Origin of the sequence: Aliidiomarina shirensis (assembly GCF_003987345.1) — a bacterium.
Taxonomy (GTDB): Bacteria; Pseudomonadota; Gammaproteobacteria; order Enterobacterales; family Alteromonadaceae; genus Aliidiomarina; species Aliidiomarina shirensis.
Genome location: NZ_PIPP01000001.1, coordinates 622,579 through 639,751 on the forward strand (window position 1 = coordinate 622,579; position 17,173 = coordinate 639,751).

The following is a 17,173-nucleotide window of genomic DNA, read 5'->3' on the forward strand; positions in this document are numbered from 1 at the left end:
GGCTAAATCGGAGTATCTTCAACCGACACCCATGATTTCTGCATCACCCACTTCCCGAATAGTTTTATATGGCATCGACCAGAATCTGACGCTTCGATAATCTCTCGCGAACAGCGATTCCCCTCAGCCGGCCCACCATGTTGATAAAAAGAGTGAACAATCACATGTTTCGAGCCATCAGAATGGTTCAAAACATCGTGATAGCCTTCAATGGTCCAAATACCTTGCCTCTTAAAAAGATAAAACCCAGATATCTGCGCGCTTTTAGCTACCGCTGTTAAAGCGCTAATATCTGGATTTTGGACCTGCTGAAATGCCCCTATATCTGCGTTGTGAATATCGGCCATGCTGGTGCTTCCAGTATTGTTAAGGTCTCCGCCGATATCTGAATTAATCCAAAAAATACGATCGTAAGGCGTATCCTCAGCCAGCACGAGCAACTCTTTTATTTCAGCTTCACGTAACCACAAGTTCACATGATGTGCCATGTATCCCGGTGGCCACCACTTTACATGCCATGGAACGGTAACAACTGCGGTTACTATCAGAACAAAAATACCAAATGCCAGCTTCCAGTAACTCGCTGCTTTTCTCATTGCAATAGGTTCCTTGGAAATCTGGTTTTTACCGATATATTAGGGGGTGAAGACCATTACTCTGACCACACTGCGTACTCGTTTCCACTTGGATCGGTAAAATGAAACCTGCGGCCCCCGGGGAAGCTAAAGATCTGCTTCACAATTTCACCTCCAGCCACTTCAACTTTACCGAGCGAAGCTTCAAGATTGTTGCTACGAAGCACTACTAACGCGCTGCCGAGCTCCGTTCTCGAAACAAGCTGAGAACGGTAAAAACCACCATCAATGCCTGCATCAAGAATTGCAGTGTAATCGGGCCCATAATCTTGAAAACTCCACTCAAAAACCTCCGCGAAAAACCGCTTAGTGCCTTCGAGGTTGCTTGCTGGAATTTCGATGTAGTTCATTTTCTCAACTGCCATAAATCACCTCTTAGCCAGATAGTACGGTTTCTGGCATGGCTATAATCGCCCTACCCACTTACTTCCGAGTTTATGGTTTATAACGCTCGGGCTCAGATGTTACTGCAAAACCTTTATCCGGAACCCAAACAAATTGCCTTCAGCGTTTAAAAGTGATTGTACGTCTGGCGTTCTCAATTTAAGAATCGCATTTTGAATGGTAATTAAAATTACCGTTCTGTTATATCTCTAGATTTAGGAGTAGGGATTAGTCCTATAAACCGTGCCAAACTCAATAATGTCATGAAAAGCCCAATCATGGCTTGTCCAATAACAAGCGAATAGGCAAGTACCCCCAGTGGGGTAACATTGTAATAACCAAAGCTGGTCATAACTACAAAGCTTGTATAAATCGCACCAAAAACACTTTCATGTGATCCCGCAACAGAGAAAGAGAACAAGCCATTAAAGAAAATATACTGCGCTGCAAACCAAAATATTATTTCAAAATAGTTTTGCATAAGAAGAACAACCATTCTTCGATAGCCATGAAGCGCATACTCTTTACCGGCCTTGGTTGCCCTATACTCATCAAACAGCAGAACATTTGTTTGATAAACCACAACCTCAAAAACACGCAATAGTGCATATACAGCAATAAACAAACCAACGTAGTAATTCTGAATATATAAAACCGCCGGAACGGACAATATAGATAGAAAAACATGCCCTAGCGCCCAAGCCTCTGAGAAAACGCCTGTTTTGGTTCCAGGGAATATGAATCGTACAAGGTTAAAAAAGGATATTTTCCCCAAAACCTTAAAAATAGAGGCCCAAAAATCAAGGATAAATGTCTTTGGTTTTTCAGAGTTTTCCATAAAGTCCTCGCTTCGGATTAACGCAGCATCAGGTTTGCACGGACGAGTACCGACGTTGCCTATTTATCTAGATCCGAAAATCCTGAATATTTTATTCCAGACAGGAATGCCATCTCGCGATTGAATGTCGCTAAATCGCCTTTATTGAAACGCGCCAACGCATCATGACCACAGGCTCTCGCCATCACTTGCATAAGCTCAACCGACGCTTCAAAGAAATTCTTCAGTTGTGCTGCTGATTTATCAACATTGAGGCGTTGACGCAAATCTGCTTTTTGAGTTGCAATTCCCGCCGGGCAATTGTTTGTGTTGCACATGCGGGCAGCTACGCAGCCTATGGATTGCATTGCGCTGTTTGATAAAGCCACACCATCAGCACCTAAGGCCATTGCTTTAACAAAATCCATCGGTACACGCAGACCACCCGTAATAATAAGAGTTACATCATTGCCCACGCCTTGGGCGTCGAGGTAGCGCCTCGCACGCGCCAGCGCCGGTATAGTTGGAACGCTAATGTGATCACGAAACATTTCGGGCGCGGCACCAGTTCCACCGCCACGGCCATCCAAAATGATGTAATCTGCGCTCGCATCCAAAGCAAACTGGATGTCTTCCTCAATATGATTGGCACTCAGTTTAAAACCAATCGGGATACCGCCAGTTACTTCGCGAACGCGATCAGCAAACTTTTTAAAATCTTCAGCAGTGTGTAAGTCTTTAAAGGTTGGCGGCGATATCGCTGCTTCTCCCTCTGGAATGCCACGAACTTCAGAAATTTTTCCGATATTTTTATTGCCCGGCAGATGACCACCAGTTCCAGTTTTTGCACCCTGGCCGCCCTTGAAGTGAAAAGCCTGAACATCTTTCAGCTTTGATTCGTCATAACCAAACTGAGCGCTAGCGAGTTCATAAAAGTAGCGAGAATTAGCTTGCTGCTCTTCGGGTAGCATTCCGCCCTCACCAGAACAAATTCCCGTACCTGCTAACTCGGCACCTTTTGCCAACGCCAGTTTAGCCTCTTCAGATAGAGCCCCAAAACTCATATCTGAAACAAATAACGGAATCTTTAATACCAATGGTTTCTTTGCTTTCGGGCCGATCACCAGTTCGGTACTTACACTGGCGTCCTCAAATAATGGTTTGGTTGCCATTTGCGCCACCATCACTTGAATATCATCCCAATGAGGTAACTTGTAACGCGGAACCCCCATTGACGTCATGGGCCCATGGTGCCCCATCTTCGATAACCCATCCCGAGCTAATTGATGAATGAATTCAACTGTGGGCTCTTCCTTCGTTACATTCGCAACGGGAATATCGCCCTCGTTGTTTTGAACGCCAGTGCCTTCTTTTCCAATAGCATCATCATCGAACTGCTTATGAGTGCCATCGCAAAAAGGCACATTCGCAGAATGCTTACATTGGCATAAATACGCATCCCCGCTTTCTTCGGCAACAAATGATTTTGGCTTGAAGTCTGTTCCTGCATGCGAACCATCACAAAATGGTTGATTGCTAGAACGGCCACAGGAACAAAAGAAATACTCCGTATCTTTTGAGAGATTTACTTTGGTAGGTTTATTATTCGCAACTATTGGATTCATAATCTCACCTTACTCTTCATTAGATATTACGCTCAAATTAACTCATACACCCACCGCAACGGGTTTTCTCAGGTTCAATAATTTCCTCAAATATTCAAATACTCGATGGCCGACCCACTTGAATCTCTCTACTACATTAACCTGAATATGTCTGGCTGATTAACTTTGACATATTCTCTTTCTGGTAGTCTTCCATTGATGCGTAAAAACCCAAGCATCCAAGTACTAATATTACGCCTATATATAGAGATATCTTTTTAGCCTTATTACTCATGAGGATTTCCTTGATAGTAAGTAGTTGTGGGTGTGGTGATATGCAAGAAGAAACACTGACATTTACTCTCCGTTTGTACCTGTTGTGGTCTCGATATTACCGATAATGCTTTAACATACATTATGCCCAAAATAACCAGCGCACTTCAGTGCAAACGGCGCAACAGGTACATAGCTTATTGACTTTTTATAGCACATATCTCACCTGTATTGAGACAAATAAAGTTAAAAATACAGCCATATAGACGACAAAGAAAACTAGCATAAAATTGCTTAGCAATGCCAAATTCGGATCATTTAGACCTCTCCATTCCCTTTTAAAAAGAAACTTCATAAAGGTGATATTGTTAGAAATCGAGTTATTCAGAAAAAGGCTTGGTTTACCCATCGATTCATATTTTTCCGGATGCCTAGTTTCTAGTATTTTAAATAGCCGGATACACAAAAAGAACCACAACAAGACCGAACAAAGAAGAATTACGAATATCACTGCAAAGTTATCTATCACTTTATACTCCTAGGCACATAATGCCCCGTTAACATACTTCACTTTTTGGTATCGCTTTGTCTGCGATTGTTATAAGCACTGAGCAAGACGCACCTTAAGCTCGTTTTCGGACCAGCGCTCTAGCTCAAGTACTGCAGCGTATGGCTCACCAGAAATCTCCATAACCCGACAAATAGCGGGTTCTGTTTTAAGGCCGCTTTCTTTAAGCTGCCGTATCTTTTCGATGAACTCATTCCCGCCAATATTTACAAGGCGTTTCATAACCTGATAATGGCGAAATGCAGGTTGGAATTTCACTGGCGTTTTCGACGCATATACTTCAATTAGAAATTGGTGACAGTGAAACTGACCTAAGGCGTGATCTTGGCGGGGGTACAAGCGGTATGATTCATAGCCGGAATATGCCGATGCAAATGCCTCGATAAACGCTTCCTGTTCCTGGTACGTACAAACGATATCGATGTCGCTTTCATTCGTATCCAGAGAGACAAATATCGTACTTACTACTTCGGGCGAATATGCATCGAGTTTAGTAAGAACTTCCGATTCTTTGATCGCTCTGTTGGCGCGAGCTATTTTGCTATTCATTCTAGCCACTTCTCGATTTCTTATAACGCTTCAAATGTGCCGTGTGCCTTAGCGCAGATACGCTCGCCAACAACCACTTATTATGCACGTTTAAATACACGCTCATAAACTTTAAACAATAAATATGAACCGACACCGGCACAAACTGAAAGAAAAAGCGCACCTATGGGTACAAATATATAGCTTAGTGCTGACGTAGAAGAAATTTGTTCGGCTGTATATAGAGGAGCGGTTATTGACCAGTAACCACTGAATATAACAAGTATGGAAACTAGCAAACTAATGTATAAAGAAAATCTTCCTTTAAGCGATTCGAAAAGCCTTGTGTAAGCGGCGCATGAGATGAGTAGAACAAAGGGTATTAAGCGAAAAGCGCCAATGAATAAGGCACTATCAACACTTGAATTACTAAACGCGGTTTGAGTAGCCTGTTCAACTTCGAAACCACCCACCACCAAAAGTACAAAGAAATGATTTAAATCCTCATAAAGAAGTATGAATGAGGCTATACAAATTATAATAAATGCTTTTTTCACGATTTCTCCCGAATGTGTATAACGCATAAGTGCGCTTTTTTAAAATATAAACACTTACGCCAATTAATACGATCAAAGATTGCAAGTAACACCGCATTCAACGGAAAGCCTAGCGACTCCTGCTCCGATTGAAGCAAAACCTGCCACGGCTTAATGTGGGAAAGCTACTCACTCTGGCAGCCCTTTAAACTCTGGCACATCACCTAAATCTTTATCCCAAACAGCTTTGCTAGATGTAAAGATATGAGCTGTTGGTGTTATAGAAACTTTCGTATCCAAAGACCCAGCGGGAATGACCAGCAAACCTCCGGCATTAGAGGTTGGTAATGCTGATCCGCAACACGTACAAAAACTTTTCATGTGGCGAGTGCCTGGAAGCGTAAAGGTCGTCACATAATCTGATCCAACTAACCAAGTCAACTTAGCTTCTCTCGAAAATAAATTGGCCGCATGAGCAGACCCGGTATCCTTTTGACAATGCTGACAATGACACAGGTAAAAGCCTTCAAACTCCCCCTGCAATTCAAATTTTGCATTGCCACACAAACAAGAACCAAAATAATTAGTCATCAGAGAATATCCTTGACCAATTTCCCGTCTTTCATAATCACTATGAAATTATTTTCCGGATCTGCAAGCAAGGTAATATCAGAAAGAGGATCGCCATCTACCAACAACAAATCGGCGAGTGCGCCGTTCTCAACAACACCAAGCGTTCCTGAGTAAGGGCTTCGTAGGCCGGAAAGAGCCAATAATTGAGCGTTATCATGAGTTACTAACTTAAGAATTTCTGCGGCGGAGAACCACTCAGCAAGTGGTGGTATGTAAGAATTCTGTTCTTTATTTAGATCTGGCTCAAACAAGAAATCAGTTCCCCAGGCAAGCTTTACATCGAGATCGCGTGCCATTGGCCAAAGGCGCGCCTGCCCTTCAAGAACGGGCTGACGTTTCGCCACGCGCTGAGGATCCATATCCGGAGTGCTCGAACGTAAAACCTGGGTCGATAACCAAACGCCATGCTCAACCATCATTTTTAGCGTTTCTTCATCGAGCATTTGGCCGTGATCTATCACTTTTACGCCCGCCTCAATTGCTCGCTGCACTGCGCGTGGTGTATACGCATGAACGGTTACATACGTACCCCAATCCTCAGCGGCTTCCACCGCTGCTCGCATCTCATCGAGCGTATATTGTGTTACGTCAATCGGATCATAGGCGGAAGATGTACCACCTCCAGCCATTAGCTTAATTTGGCTCGCCCCGAACCGTAAATTCTCACGTACCGCGGTCAACACATCATCTCGCCCATCAGCGATGAATGTGGCTCCCATTTGTTCCGCACGGGAAACTTCCCCAAAGAAGCGCCGCGAACGTTCGTGCGGCATGCGAAAATCACCATGGCCGGCTGTCTGGCTAACGGTAGCACCCGATGGCCAAATACGTGGGCCGCTGATTTGCCCTGCATCGATCGCGGCTTTTAATTCAAATATCGGTCCACCGGCGTCACGTACCGAGGTGAATCCGCGCAACAAAGTTTCTTCGGCATTGCGAGCCGCTGCTGCTCCTGCTTTAGCTGGTGTTAGGTCAGGTGACATAAGATCGGTCATGCTCAGCGCACCGAAGGTCATGTGCACGTGCACATCAATAAGGCCAGGCATTAATGTTCGCCCTTCCCCTTGAATAATGCGCGTATCAGCACGGCGATCGACAGGAATTGGGTCAGTGGTGATTCGCTCAATAACATTTCCGCGCACAAGCACGTTAGATGGCGCAGAAAGCGCGCTACTCGTACCGTCAAAAATACGAACGTTTTCAAACAATACAACAGAAGGCTCGGCATCTTTTGCATAGCCAACGGCCGAAATGAGAAACCCGAATAAAATTAAGGGAACGGTATATCTATTGATTGTGGCACGCATATGAACCTCTATTTTTAAATTATATTGTTGCCCAGTACCCGATAACCAGAGCAATGTTAAATGTAGCTGCCAATGCTTTGTAGCACCAGAGGAAAAGCAATCTGCCCATACCTGCACATAAACGAGCCGGAGGTTAATATTCCTGTGTTGAACTTTTTGTTATATATTTTTTGCTTTCGCAATGATGTTCTCAATTTCTTCTTTTTGTAATTTGATGAGTTCATCGTAAGCCGATTTACTTGCAGCCTTATCTCCGTTGCCTTCACCCGAAACGGTATACTCCCCATTTACTGGGCTAACCGCGAAAAAAAATGGCATGGCTGGGTTGCCTGGGGCGCTAACCGCAACTATTGATCGTTCGTCAGTGCACGCGTACACAAGCCATTTATTTCCGCCAAGATCCATTTCGATGGGTCCAATTTTACACTCCATTGGACCAGCAAATGAAACCGCCGGGAACAGAAATACAAATAGAATTGATGCAATAATTGTTTTCATGTGATTGTAATTTCCGTGCTTTATGGAACGCCCACGTAAAGGGCCGACCGAGAGGAATGCCCAGCGCAACATAGTGGAGCTGCCTTTGATCTATTTGTTAAATGTCTACTGAACAAGAAACTCGCTTGGAAGTATTTGCTCCGGTTCAGTTTTGAAAAACATTGATGTAGCACCAACACCTTTTGAACCACTGTAGTAGTTGGCTACTGCAAATGCAGGCCCATTTTCATACTCAAGTATCCCGATGATATAGCAAGACTTTGCACCTAAGGCTTTCGTGCTTAAAATCGAGGCGCCCTCTAATGCGCCAAAAAATTGTTCAATTTGTCCAAGTACTTGAGCTTGATCGAGTGACCTTGTATCGTTTTCTAACGGACCATTTTTGAGAACGCGCTTCATGAAAGCCGTCCCGCCTTCTTCTTGATACACTTCAACAGCAGCAGCAAACTCTTGTGAGGCGCTATCACAAACATCTGCCGCATACGAGTTGAGGCTTAGGGCACTTAGAGCAGCTATCAATAATATTCTTTTCATTGTTATTCCTTATAAGTTTTATGCACCATTTCTGCAATTATTCTCATATTTGTTCCTGTTCAATTTCTTATCAGATTTTAGTTCCTACTGCTTCTTCAAGAACATCCAATGAATCACTGATGTATAGCTGATAATCTGCACTGTTTCTTATTTCAAAAATCTTATCTACACCTTTTGAGAGCAAGAAGCTTAGCTCTTCTAGATCAGCTACGTTGACCCATTTACCTACACCTCTTACAGCAACTTGTTCACCTTGTTCTAATAGACCTTCCTCAAATTTAATATTTTGAGCATATGTACCAATAAAGTTTCTAGATGAGTGATTCATTCGAGTAAGAGCATTTTCTCTGATAGTATTTTCATGTTCACTTAAGAACCCACCGCGATCTTTGTCATAAGAGTTTTCATCATGAATTATATCTTCGTGAATTTTCAATTTACATTCTTGTACTCTAACTAATGCGTAAGAATCTTTACATTTAATTAAAAAATCGCTTGTATCTGAGGCTGTTTTTAACGTTACCCAAATTTGTTTTGACTCAACGTGCGAACCTATCGTTGTTACAGTTACAACTGTTTCCATTGTTGACGCTCTTGTTTCAAAAGCAGCACATTCTTTACCCGAAAAAGGTGCAATCAATGGACTCCCTATTAGTACTAATTCTCCCTGTATCCTAACCAATTCATTTTCTTTGCATTTATCTAATTTAAAAATTCCCACTTCTTTGAAAGCCCGGATGAAGTTTCTTCTTCCCCAAAAGTATGAATAGATAAAGGAAAAAAGACCAATAACTAAAATAGTACCAACAATAACAATAAATAGACGGTTAAGAAGAGATTCCCATACCCCGGCAAACCAAACGGATTTCTTCGCTAACTCCCACCCTACAAAAGTTACAAGAAAAAAAACAGCAAACCCAACGAATATTCTAATATAGTGCGTAACCGATTCACTCATTTTCAATTTTACTCCATGAGAAACTGATTGCGCTTAACTCTACTCTAAGCACCTTGTTATACATACTTTTTCATTATTGAATGGAGCTCTGCTTTTTCTATATCTGAGGAGAAAGAAGAAGCTGGGACGATTAAGGCAAGAAGCTTATCTAAAAAAATATAAAGATCACCGTTATTATCTTCTACGGACTCAACGCTTTCCCATTTATAGAAACACTTTCCAAGTGTGTTTATTTCTGTAATTCCGTCAGTACCAAATTCTATGGTTTTTTCTCCAAGCATTAAGCCATTTTCATTGGGAATACTTGACTGATGGAGTTTACGCATATTGTTAGCGTAAGCGAAAATAAACACTACAAAAGGGATTGCGGCCATTGCCGCTGATGGCCAATGAAAGCTAGAGATTGATAGGGAGTTAATCTGAAATGCAAACATAAAAGCTATGGCTAAAATGCACCACATAATCATGCTTTTTATAAAGCCGATACCGCCCTTAGCTTGTGGTGGGCACAGACGCTTATAAGCGTAATTAGCGAAGTTAAGATAATCCGTCTTAGTGACTCTTATTGTTTTAATCATGATTCAAACTTTTCCGTGTATGTTTAACGCCCGCGTGAAGCGCCCAAGTTACGAGCGTAGAATTTGACACGTTTGTTGAGTGTTCTCAAAAGCACCACCCTTTATCAAAGAGATTGAACCGACTGTGACGAACGCATAACGTTGTGTTAAGGGGCAGCGAACGATATGAGCACTTCGCTAGCGCGAATCTCGGGCCATTTCAATGTCTTGTACATAAGCACTAAACCGTTCGTGAGCAGCTGAAATATTGTAACCACTGAATCGAGATGTCTCTAATCGTCCATCTATCGATTCAGCCCTTAAAAGATAGACTACACCTAGTTCAAACCTAGTATTGCACCTAGCATAGGCTTGTTCACCCTGAATGAATCCAATAGACACAATATCGCCTACTGAAACATCTTCATTAAATGATTTTACAATCCTTCCGCGCAATCCATTACTATCGAATTGCTGAATATCGACCACGTAATAATCGCGAGCATCACTAACCTTAAGGTGCTCCGTAAAGCCTACAAATTCCCTGCAAGCAAAGGCAGAATGCGAAACAATCACAAGTGTCATCAAAACAAATTTTAAGGCATATCTCATAAAAACCTCCATCGCCTGCTAACGCAGAAGACTGCGGCACGGACTAAATGAGTGTCCGGCGCCGTAGGCGCGTACTGATGCGACTTGTTAGATGCTCTTTCCATTAATTTGGTGGCGTTTGCCTGCACGCAGAATCTCCATATGCATCACGGTAATCTTTTTCAAAGCACCTGATAAAGCCATCAACAACGTCAATATTCAAAGGCCATCGCATCTTGAACGGTTTGCCTGAGTTATCAGTTATTACAAGAAGGCCGTCTTTTACATCAAGTCCGGGAGGAACCGCTACCGCAGCTAATGCTTCGCGAGCTTCAATGAGAGCTTGTTGATCTTTTCGCAAGAACGCAATTGACGCATCAACGTACTCATTCCAACCCGCAAGATCTTTTTCTTTGGTTTTTTTCGATTTTTCAAACAAAGCAATAGCCTCGGCATAGTCATTTGCCATTGCCCGCATTTGGCCCTCGTGCCAATAAATAATTGTATTTGTCGAATTATGGCGCTCGCGATAGTCTCGAATTAGATCAGCTGCCGCAATTTCGCATCCACTTTTTTCAGCGATGCCTCTCCAACCGCCGCTAGGAGGGTCTTGGTCAAACGCCTCTTCATCAAGATTGAGTAAAGTCAGTCTCTCTGCTTCGCTAATGCATTGCTCTGCTGCCTCAGCTTCCCTCTCAATATTGTGTTGGGTGGTGCAACCAGCGAGAAAAATAAAAAAACTCAATGCTGTTATGCGTTTCATGTCTACTCCATGACCATCTAACGCCGCTCATCACGCGCGGCTTTGCAGTGGAGGCAAAGCTGCAGCGGAAAAGCTGTCGCCGCGCTTGGCTTTGTTATAAATCAACTTATCCATTTACTTCCGGTAATTTTGAGGGTACGTCTTGTTTAATCACTAAAACGATCAGATAAAGAAATGCGAGTGGTGGAATAATACATAGCACAACACCAAGTAACCCCGCTAAAACTGGCGTTTGTGTTTTACGGCGACCGAGGTAATAGCTTGGTACGCCTACGAACAGCATCAGTAGAAACATAATAGGGACAATAAGCGTAACATTGATGTCCAAATGAACTCTCCTTATAGTTTATAACGCCCCGCGCAGGGGATTTTAGGAACGGTTTTCAGCGAGTAAAATTCCCGCTGATTTTGCTTGTTATGTGGCTTACCTTGTAACCATATAAGTTTCAACAGACAGGAACCAGTCCTTTTTAGACATGCATTCCACTTTCAACAGTTTGTTAGGTAAATGTATGTTCATATTGAACAGCCATATATTTAATGCACTTCACCTTTGGGGGGATAAAGCGCGTTTTAAAAATGGTACGCCTAGCACTTAGCTCGTAACCTCTAGAAGTAGAATTCACTACTTCGATATTCTCTGTTACGCCTTCAGCATTAACAATAAACTTTAGTGCCACTGATTCGGAGATGACGCGCTCTTCCACGCCCCCAGCAGGTAACCCCGGCCACATCAGTTCTAATGAGTCCGAGGGAACTATGTCTTCGCTGCATTTGTTTAAAGTAAGTTCGGCATTACCGCCAAATGCAAATAACAATAATAAAAACGAAAATGTTTGCTGTACCATGAAGCACCTAGCGCTTTACTAACGGGCTGCCGCGGCACAGCCTAGGCAGAACCATGGAGGCCACGCTTTTTGTGGTCGGAACGAAATTTAGCAACTTGTTATAAGCCATTACTTTACGACACCTTTATTACCTGAAAAAAACGCCTGAAATATGATGCGAAAATTTAACAGATAGAATATGACAATTAAAAATACAGCACCTACATAAAAAAATGCTCGCGCATATTCGACTGTCCATGAAAATGAAAAATACAAAGCAAATGTACCAATAGCCATTCCTACCACATTTAACAGCGGATAAAGGATGAGGTACTTAAGCAGAAGTCTGTTTCGATTCATATTGGCTTATAACGCCCGCAATAAACGGCGCGAGGAACGAGCGTCCGGCGACCGCAGGGAGCGAATTTAATTGCTTTGTTATATTTTCTTCTCAGTGGTTACTCGAGAAAGCCTAGATACCATTTGAATATGGCTTTTGAGCTCACTATCGCTCGTGTGACTCTCAATTTTTGATTCGACATCTGATGAAAGAAAGTTCCTCAGATGAAGCTGTAATAATAGTTTGTTCTCGGACGGAGAAAATCTTCCACCGAATCCGGCGAGAATGGCTTGGTACCGAACGCTGCTTTTCTCTGCAAGATAATCGTTTAGATGGAACTCGCCTCTTTGCTTCGCAGCCGCACTCACTTCCTCACCGTCAATATATGACTTGTCTTCCTGCTTGAAGCTAACAGTGAACAAAGCATATGACTCTGGTGCCCCGCAAAAGAAAGCATGGCACTCAGCCACAAACCCCGCCCCGCTTCCAGAAAGCACAGGCTCAGTTACTACCAATATCGGGATGCCGTGACCGGGGAGAAAATCACTCGAATAAATTTGAAAACTCATCGTACTCTCCGAAAATATAACGCCCACTTTAGCGGACAAAAATAGCTGGTTAAAATGTGTAGCGAAGCGAAACCAACCAACTGTTTTTGTTCCGTTTAAAGTGCTTGTTATGCCTGAACTAACTTGTGTTCAACAGCATAAAATTTACCACGCTGAGCAAGCCTAAGATCTTTGTCTGAATCTTGTGTGACCAATCCTTTTTCCTTTGCCTCCTCAATAAGTGAGTCAAGCATGATTCGAGAAATCCCTACTCTTCCTACTATTCCTCTATAACTTGACCAATCCTCTCCACTTTCGAAGTCATAAACAACAATAGCCATTAGCTCGCGAAGCGCATCTCCAGTTTTCTCCGGTCTGATTTCTTCAACTGGAGTGAAAGGGTTGTTACCTATTTCCGGTTTTTCAAATAGCGGAGCACCGTGAAATGTTCTTACTAATTCATCGAAACTAAACTCATAGTCACCACTCTTAGAGAAATCAATGAAAAGCTTAGTTTTTAAAAATGTTGGAACACTATGCGTCCCACTTTGTTTAATAATAGGGATGATTTTATTAGAATCTATATTTGTAAGGAGATCTGCAGTTATGATCATCTTTTCATAGCCAACACCACCAACACCTTTATTCGCTTTTTCTACATAAGTATCAGAGCAGACCATTATTACGTAATCTGAATCAGCTAGGTGTGTTTCCATAAAATGTGGCAAATCGTCTCCTGGACGCAATTCCCACTGATCAATAATTGCATCTATACCGCTGCCCCGAAGTCTTGTTGCGAGATCAAGAACCCATTTTTTGTGATCTTGGCTATCGTGAGAATACGAAATAAATATTTTAGGTATCGACATTATTATTCCTTAATATGAACTCGATGCTTTGAGGGCATAACATTGTATTACCAAGCACGCCTCATATCTCCGATACACCATGCATGCGCGATAACAAACAAAGCGTGCGTGCGCATTAATGTTTTCAATGTTATACAAAGCTTTATTCTAGCGTCCGATGCTGTTTGTGAACGCGCGCAAACAATCGGTACCGCACGGTTAGAATAGAGCATGACTTAGGTATGGATTAGCGATGTATGAGGAGGGCTCTTCCCTGAGGAGACAACGTGAGCAGGCTCATGTTCAGTTGCTTTTGCAACTGTGTTCGCTTCGCCATCATCCGTCGGCATGCGTTATTTCTTATTTAATTAACTTATACGATAGTAAAGAGCTAGACAAGTACAAATGGTAATACCGAAATGAGGCTTTTGAATTCGCTGTCGTTACAGTTTTTCACGATAACAAACTTGCTAACACCGAGTTTGGCGTAAACGCAATGCAGGCTGCTGCATCAGGGTTGGTCGAAACCAACTTAAGCGGAGAGTTTCGCTCGATAGGGGTTCATTATAATTATCGTAATTACATCACCCCTAATTAACAGATCTTCGGTGAGGTATTTTATGAACAATATAGCAGCGACATTTCCGATAGCCCAATAGCGCGCAACAACTATGAAGCCGAAGTAAACATTGGGTTTATCTACGTATTCTAAACCACTCTAGCCATATGTTTTTGCAACCTAGACGTTGATATGACGCATTAAAATACTGGCTGGGCATGAAGCCCAAAACACCGGAAAGCTGCGAAGCGTAAGATTTTCCGCGGTTTTTTGTTTGTTATGTCGCTTCCAATACCCTTAGCTCATAACCTCAGCCTAGAAATTCATTACCTTTTATCAAGCCAGTCAGCCATAGCATCTAAGAATCCATCACATCTAGTCCGAGTAAGGCTCCTATCTTGAAACTCAAAAAAGCCGCCTGTATCAGATTGAAACAAATTATGGTTACAATTAGGGAATGATTCTATAGTCAGATCTGCGCTGTTTTTAAGTGCGCTCTGATACAACAATTTGGTTTCCTTCCAATCCACATTCATATCCTGCTCTCCAAATAATGCCAAAACAGGGATCTCAATATTAGATAAAATCTTGTCAAAATTTGGAATATATACTTGCAATCCCATACTCTCTTCAAATTCTTCTTCCATAAAGGTGGCTTGATAAAGGTTGTAACCCTCTTCTGTAATTCCTCCATCTGTAAATCTTAACCAAAATTGATTTTTCCCGAGATTTGAAGTTGCATTTTGATAAGCCTCAAAACTCTCTCCCAAATGAGTAATTCTCATTCCTTCAACCCATTCATTAACTATTAGTTCAACATAGTCCTCCGGATGGCCGCTGATTCGCAAATTCTGCTCGAGCAAATATTTAAAGTTCTCTTTTCCATCAACACCACTAACAGAAATCCAGAACTCAATATCACTATAGTTATTAATCACTAATGGGTTTATCCATCCCGCTCTGCTAATCCCCCAAAGACCAATTTTATCAGAACCCGGTATCATCTTTCTCTTTAACTCATTGATGGCTGCAATCACTTCCAACGCGCTGTTCTCAACTGACTGGTTATAGTTAAACGTTCCTTCGCTGTTACCACACCCCATTTTATCCCACATGTAAGTTCCATAACCGGCACTCAGAATCGTTTGCCTTACATCAGAATACCAGTTTTGTTCAACCGCATTTGTTTCCCCAGAACCGTGAACAATAAGTACGATCCCCTTAGGTTCAGGCTCATCTGGCAAATTCAAAACACCATTTAGGGTATAGCCTTCAAACTCAAATTCGAAGATTTCATTTTCCGTTTGAGCTATACACTTGGTGATAGACAGAGTTAGCATGACTAATGTTATGAATATCTTCATATTAAGTTACCATCAACGTTTTATATATTAAGTGTTACTAGGTTTTACGTGCCACAAAAGCAAAATAGCACATATAGTTTTTCGCATAGTCGTATCACCGACTTAAAGATCATTAGAGCTTTCTTAGTCATAACACTCGGCTTTGGGACTAGCTTGCAGCCGCGCAAAGACGAAAAGGTCGTTCCTGCCCCGGTGGGTCGATAACAGCCGGTTCTTATGGATTTACTATTAGAAACCTTTGTACATGGGTAAAACACAGATTTTCTACATCAAAATTCTCAATGAATGGATCATTACACCCTTGTTGTTTATAAAGATAAACCACTTTGCAAATTAGCTTAGCGGCTAGTTTAATGATTCCATCATGGTTTTAATCGACAACCTCGGATTTAGATTTAGTACGCATAACGCTGAGCTTACCGTTGCGACGTGAGGAGTATCCGGTACAGCGAATTGTTAAGAATTTGATGCTCTGGCAGAGCGTACTTTGTTGTAGGGAGTTTCTATTTCCCGCAACAGAAAGGCCTCTAACCCATAAGCCAAGTATGCATAGTCCTGGTGAAACCCCAGAGTAACCACCTGCGACACGCCCCGATCGGCCCATTTTTTCTTAGGGGCGTACTGTCTATTCTTTACACGAACACCTCGTTGACCTTCTGCCATGCGGAAATATTGATTCGTCCTTCTACCAAGGCCATACCCTGTATATTTACCACCGCCTAAAGAGGCGCCAACACCAATATATAGGACTTCGTCATGCTCTCCCAAAAGCAGATATATACCTTGTTTGTTGTGCCCAGGCAGTGTTCCGACCAAATCCCACGGAATATTCCAACTTGGCACTTCGGCTTCCGAGGAAGGCCAATGTCGATGGAAAAATTCATCGGCGGCAGCTTTGATGGCATCGAACGTAACTTTTGGCACGGTTCTCCCTATTCGTAACGCTTCAATCAGACGCCGCGTCAGCGGTCGGCTGCATTGATTTGTTATGACTTTTTAGGCACATATAATATGCCCATGCGATTAGCACTAATTGGAGCGGTGCCCTTATCAACAAGTACACAGGCCCCCATTGATGTCCTCCCATGCCAACACTGTTCAGCGCAGCATAAATGTTCGCAGGAAAAAAGACCACAAACACCACAATAGCTAGTTTTGCAGCAATCTGTTGATATTTAGGAATAAAAAGTGCAATACCAATCGCAAGCTCAAGCACTCCAGTAAGATAAACAAGTTCTAAGCGCATTGGCAGCCAAACCGGCAGCATATCTACCATTCCATCCGTTTGGACCAAGTGACCAATGAAAAAGTATATGAAAGCAACACCAAGCCCCCAACAGGCAAACTTGTGGGCATCCAGCTTACGTCTAGTTATCTTTGAAATTACAAAAGCCACTAATAGAGGAAATATCAATATCGATAAGATTATGATCGGCGTCAGCATAAAACCTCCATGATGTCATAACGCAAAGCACACGGGCGACGAGCCGCGCAGCGGGTT

General features: G+C 42.5%; 21 protein-coding genes and 1 pseudogene. 1 reads left to right on the forward strand and 21 read right to left on the reverse strand.

Translation table 11 applies throughout. The annotated features are described in order from the left end of the window. Window positions 1-2: 2 nt before the first annotated feature. The 18 genes from CWE13_RS02845 to CWE13_RS02930 form a co-directional block, all read right to left on the reverse strand. A complete protein-coding gene (locus CWE13_RS02845) occupies window positions 3-596 on the reverse strand; it encodes a hypothetical protein (protein WP_126805819.1) in 594 nt (197 codons plus the stop codon). 56 nt (window positions 597-652) lie between these two features. Then, a complete protein-coding gene (locus CWE13_RS02850; protein ID WP_126805820.1) occupies window positions 653-1,000 on the reverse strand; it encodes a VOC family protein in 348 nt (115 codons plus the stop codon). 209 nt (window positions 1,001-1,209) lie between these two features. After that, the gene (locus CWE13_RS02855; RefSeq protein ID WP_126805821.1) at window positions 1,210-1,857 is read right to left on the reverse strand and encodes a hypothetical protein; all 648 of its coding nucleotides are present in this window, start codon (window positions 1,855-1,857) and stop codon (window positions 1,210-1,212) included. A gap of 59 nt (window positions 1,858-1,916) precedes the next feature. Continuing rightward, entirely contained in the window at window positions 1,917-3,461 is a 1,545-nt protein-coding gene (locus tag CWE13_RS02860; protein ID WP_126805822.1) for a glutamate synthase-related protein, read from the reverse strand. Between the two features lie 850 nt (window positions 3,462-4,311). Further along, on the reverse strand, window positions 4,312-4,830 hold the full coding sequence (locus CWE13_RS02865) for a DUF4269 domain-containing protein (protein WP_126805823.1): 519 nt from the start codon (window positions 4,828-4,830) through the stop codon (window positions 4,312-4,314). Window positions 4,831-4,910: 80 nt separating this feature from the next. Then, window positions 4,911-5,366: a hypothetical protein gene (locus tag CWE13_RS02870; protein WP_126805824.1), complete on the reverse strand. Its 456-nt coding sequence runs from the start codon at window positions 5,364-5,366 to the stop codon at window positions 4,911-4,913. 168 nt (window positions 5,367-5,534) lie between these two features. Further along, window positions 5,535-5,936 carry a GFA family protein gene (locus CWE13_RS02875; protein WP_126805825.1) on the reverse strand — a complete coding sequence of 134 codons (402 nt, stop codon included), beginning with the start codon at window positions 5,934-5,936 and terminating at the stop codon, window positions 5,535-5,537. Beyond that, window positions 5,936-7,285: a metal-dependent hydrolase family protein gene (locus CWE13_RS02880; RefSeq protein ID WP_126805826.1), complete on the reverse strand. Its 1,350-nt coding sequence runs from the start codon at window positions 7,283-7,285 to the stop codon at window positions 5,936-5,938. Before CWE13_RS02880 ends, CWE13_RS02875 begins: the two co-directional genes overlap by 1 nt. Window positions 7,286-7,444: 159 nt before the next feature. Beyond that, a complete protein-coding gene (locus CWE13_RS02885) occupies window positions 7,445-7,783 on the reverse strand; it encodes a hypothetical protein (RefSeq protein WP_126805827.1) in 339 nt (112 codons plus the stop codon). 105 nt (window positions 7,784-7,888) lie between these two features. Then, window positions 7,889-8,317 carry a hypothetical protein gene (locus CWE13_RS02890; protein WP_126805828.1) on the reverse strand — a complete coding sequence of 143 codons (429 nt, stop codon included), beginning with the start codon at window positions 8,315-8,317 and terminating at the stop codon, window positions 7,889-7,891. Between the two features lie 70 nt (window positions 8,318-8,387). After that, a complete protein-coding gene (locus CWE13_RS02895) occupies window positions 8,388-9,275 on the reverse strand; it encodes a hypothetical protein (RefSeq protein WP_126805829.1) in 888 nt (295 codons plus the stop codon). A 56-nt stretch (window positions 9,276-9,331) separates the two neighbouring features. Continuing rightward, window positions 9,332-9,853 (reverse strand): YcxB family protein, encoded by a 522-nt coding sequence (locus tag CWE13_RS02900; protein WP_126805830.1) that lies wholly within the window; start codon window positions 9,851-9,853, stop codon window positions 9,332-9,334. Between the two features lie 177 nt (window positions 9,854-10,030). Further along, a complete protein-coding gene (locus CWE13_RS02905) occupies window positions 10,031-10,444 on the reverse strand; it encodes a hypothetical protein (RefSeq protein ID WP_126805831.1) in 414 nt (137 codons plus the stop codon). 103 nt (window positions 10,445-10,547) lie between these two features. Continuing rightward, window positions 10,548-11,186, reverse strand: a complete 639-nt coding sequence (locus CWE13_RS02910) for a hypothetical protein (RefSeq protein WP_126805832.1) — start codon at window positions 11,184-11,186, stop codon at window positions 10,548-10,550. 106 nt (window positions 11,187-11,292) lie between these two features. Further along, window positions 11,293-11,514, reverse strand: a complete 222-nt coding sequence (locus tag CWE13_RS02915) for a hypothetical protein (RefSeq protein ID WP_126805833.1) — start codon at window positions 11,512-11,514, stop codon at window positions 11,293-11,295. Between the two features lie 172 nt (window positions 11,515-11,686). After that, a complete protein-coding gene (locus tag CWE13_RS02920; RefSeq protein WP_126805834.1) occupies window positions 11,687-12,034 on the reverse strand; it encodes an energy transducer TonB family protein in 348 nt (115 codons plus the stop codon). Between the two features lie 417 nt (window positions 12,035-12,451). Then, a complete protein-coding gene (locus tag CWE13_RS02925; RefSeq protein ID WP_126805835.1) occupies window positions 12,452-12,922 on the reverse strand; it encodes a hypothetical protein in 471 nt (156 codons plus the stop codon). Window positions 12,923-13,029: 107 nt separating this feature from the next. Then, window positions 13,030-13,770 (reverse strand): toll/interleukin-1 receptor domain-containing protein, encoded by a 741-nt coding sequence (locus CWE13_RS02930; RefSeq protein ID WP_126805836.1) that lies wholly within the window; start codon window positions 13,768-13,770, stop codon window positions 13,030-13,032. Between the two features lie 415 nt (window positions 13,771-14,185). Between CWE13_RS02930 and CWE13_RS02935 the strand changes: the two are divergent. Next, a pseudogene (locus CWE13_RS02935) lies at window positions 14,186-14,461 on the forward strand (MipA/OmpV family protein); the annotation flags it as partial. A 173-nt stretch (window positions 14,462-14,634) separates the two neighbouring features. On the opposite strand, the gene CWE13_RS02940 reads toward CWE13_RS02935, so the two are convergent. The 3 genes from CWE13_RS02940 to CWE13_RS02950 form a co-directional block, all read right to left on the reverse strand. Beyond that, window positions 14,635-15,672: an alpha/beta hydrolase family protein gene (locus CWE13_RS02940; protein WP_126805837.1), complete on the reverse strand. Its 1,038-nt coding sequence runs from the start codon at window positions 15,670-15,672 to the stop codon at window positions 14,635-14,637. Between the two features lie 456 nt (window positions 15,673-16,128). Then, window positions 16,129-16,596, reverse strand: coding sequence for a hypothetical protein (locus CWE13_RS02945; RefSeq protein ID WP_126805838.1), 468 nt, complete (start codon window positions 16,594-16,596; stop codon window positions 16,129-16,131). A 22-nt stretch (window positions 16,597-16,618) separates the two neighbouring features. After that, window positions 16,619-17,116, reverse strand: a complete 498-nt coding sequence (locus tag CWE13_RS02950; protein WP_126805839.1) for a DoxX family protein — start codon at window positions 17,114-17,116, stop codon at window positions 16,619-16,621. Between the last annotated feature and the right edge of the window lie 57 nt (window positions 17,117-17,173).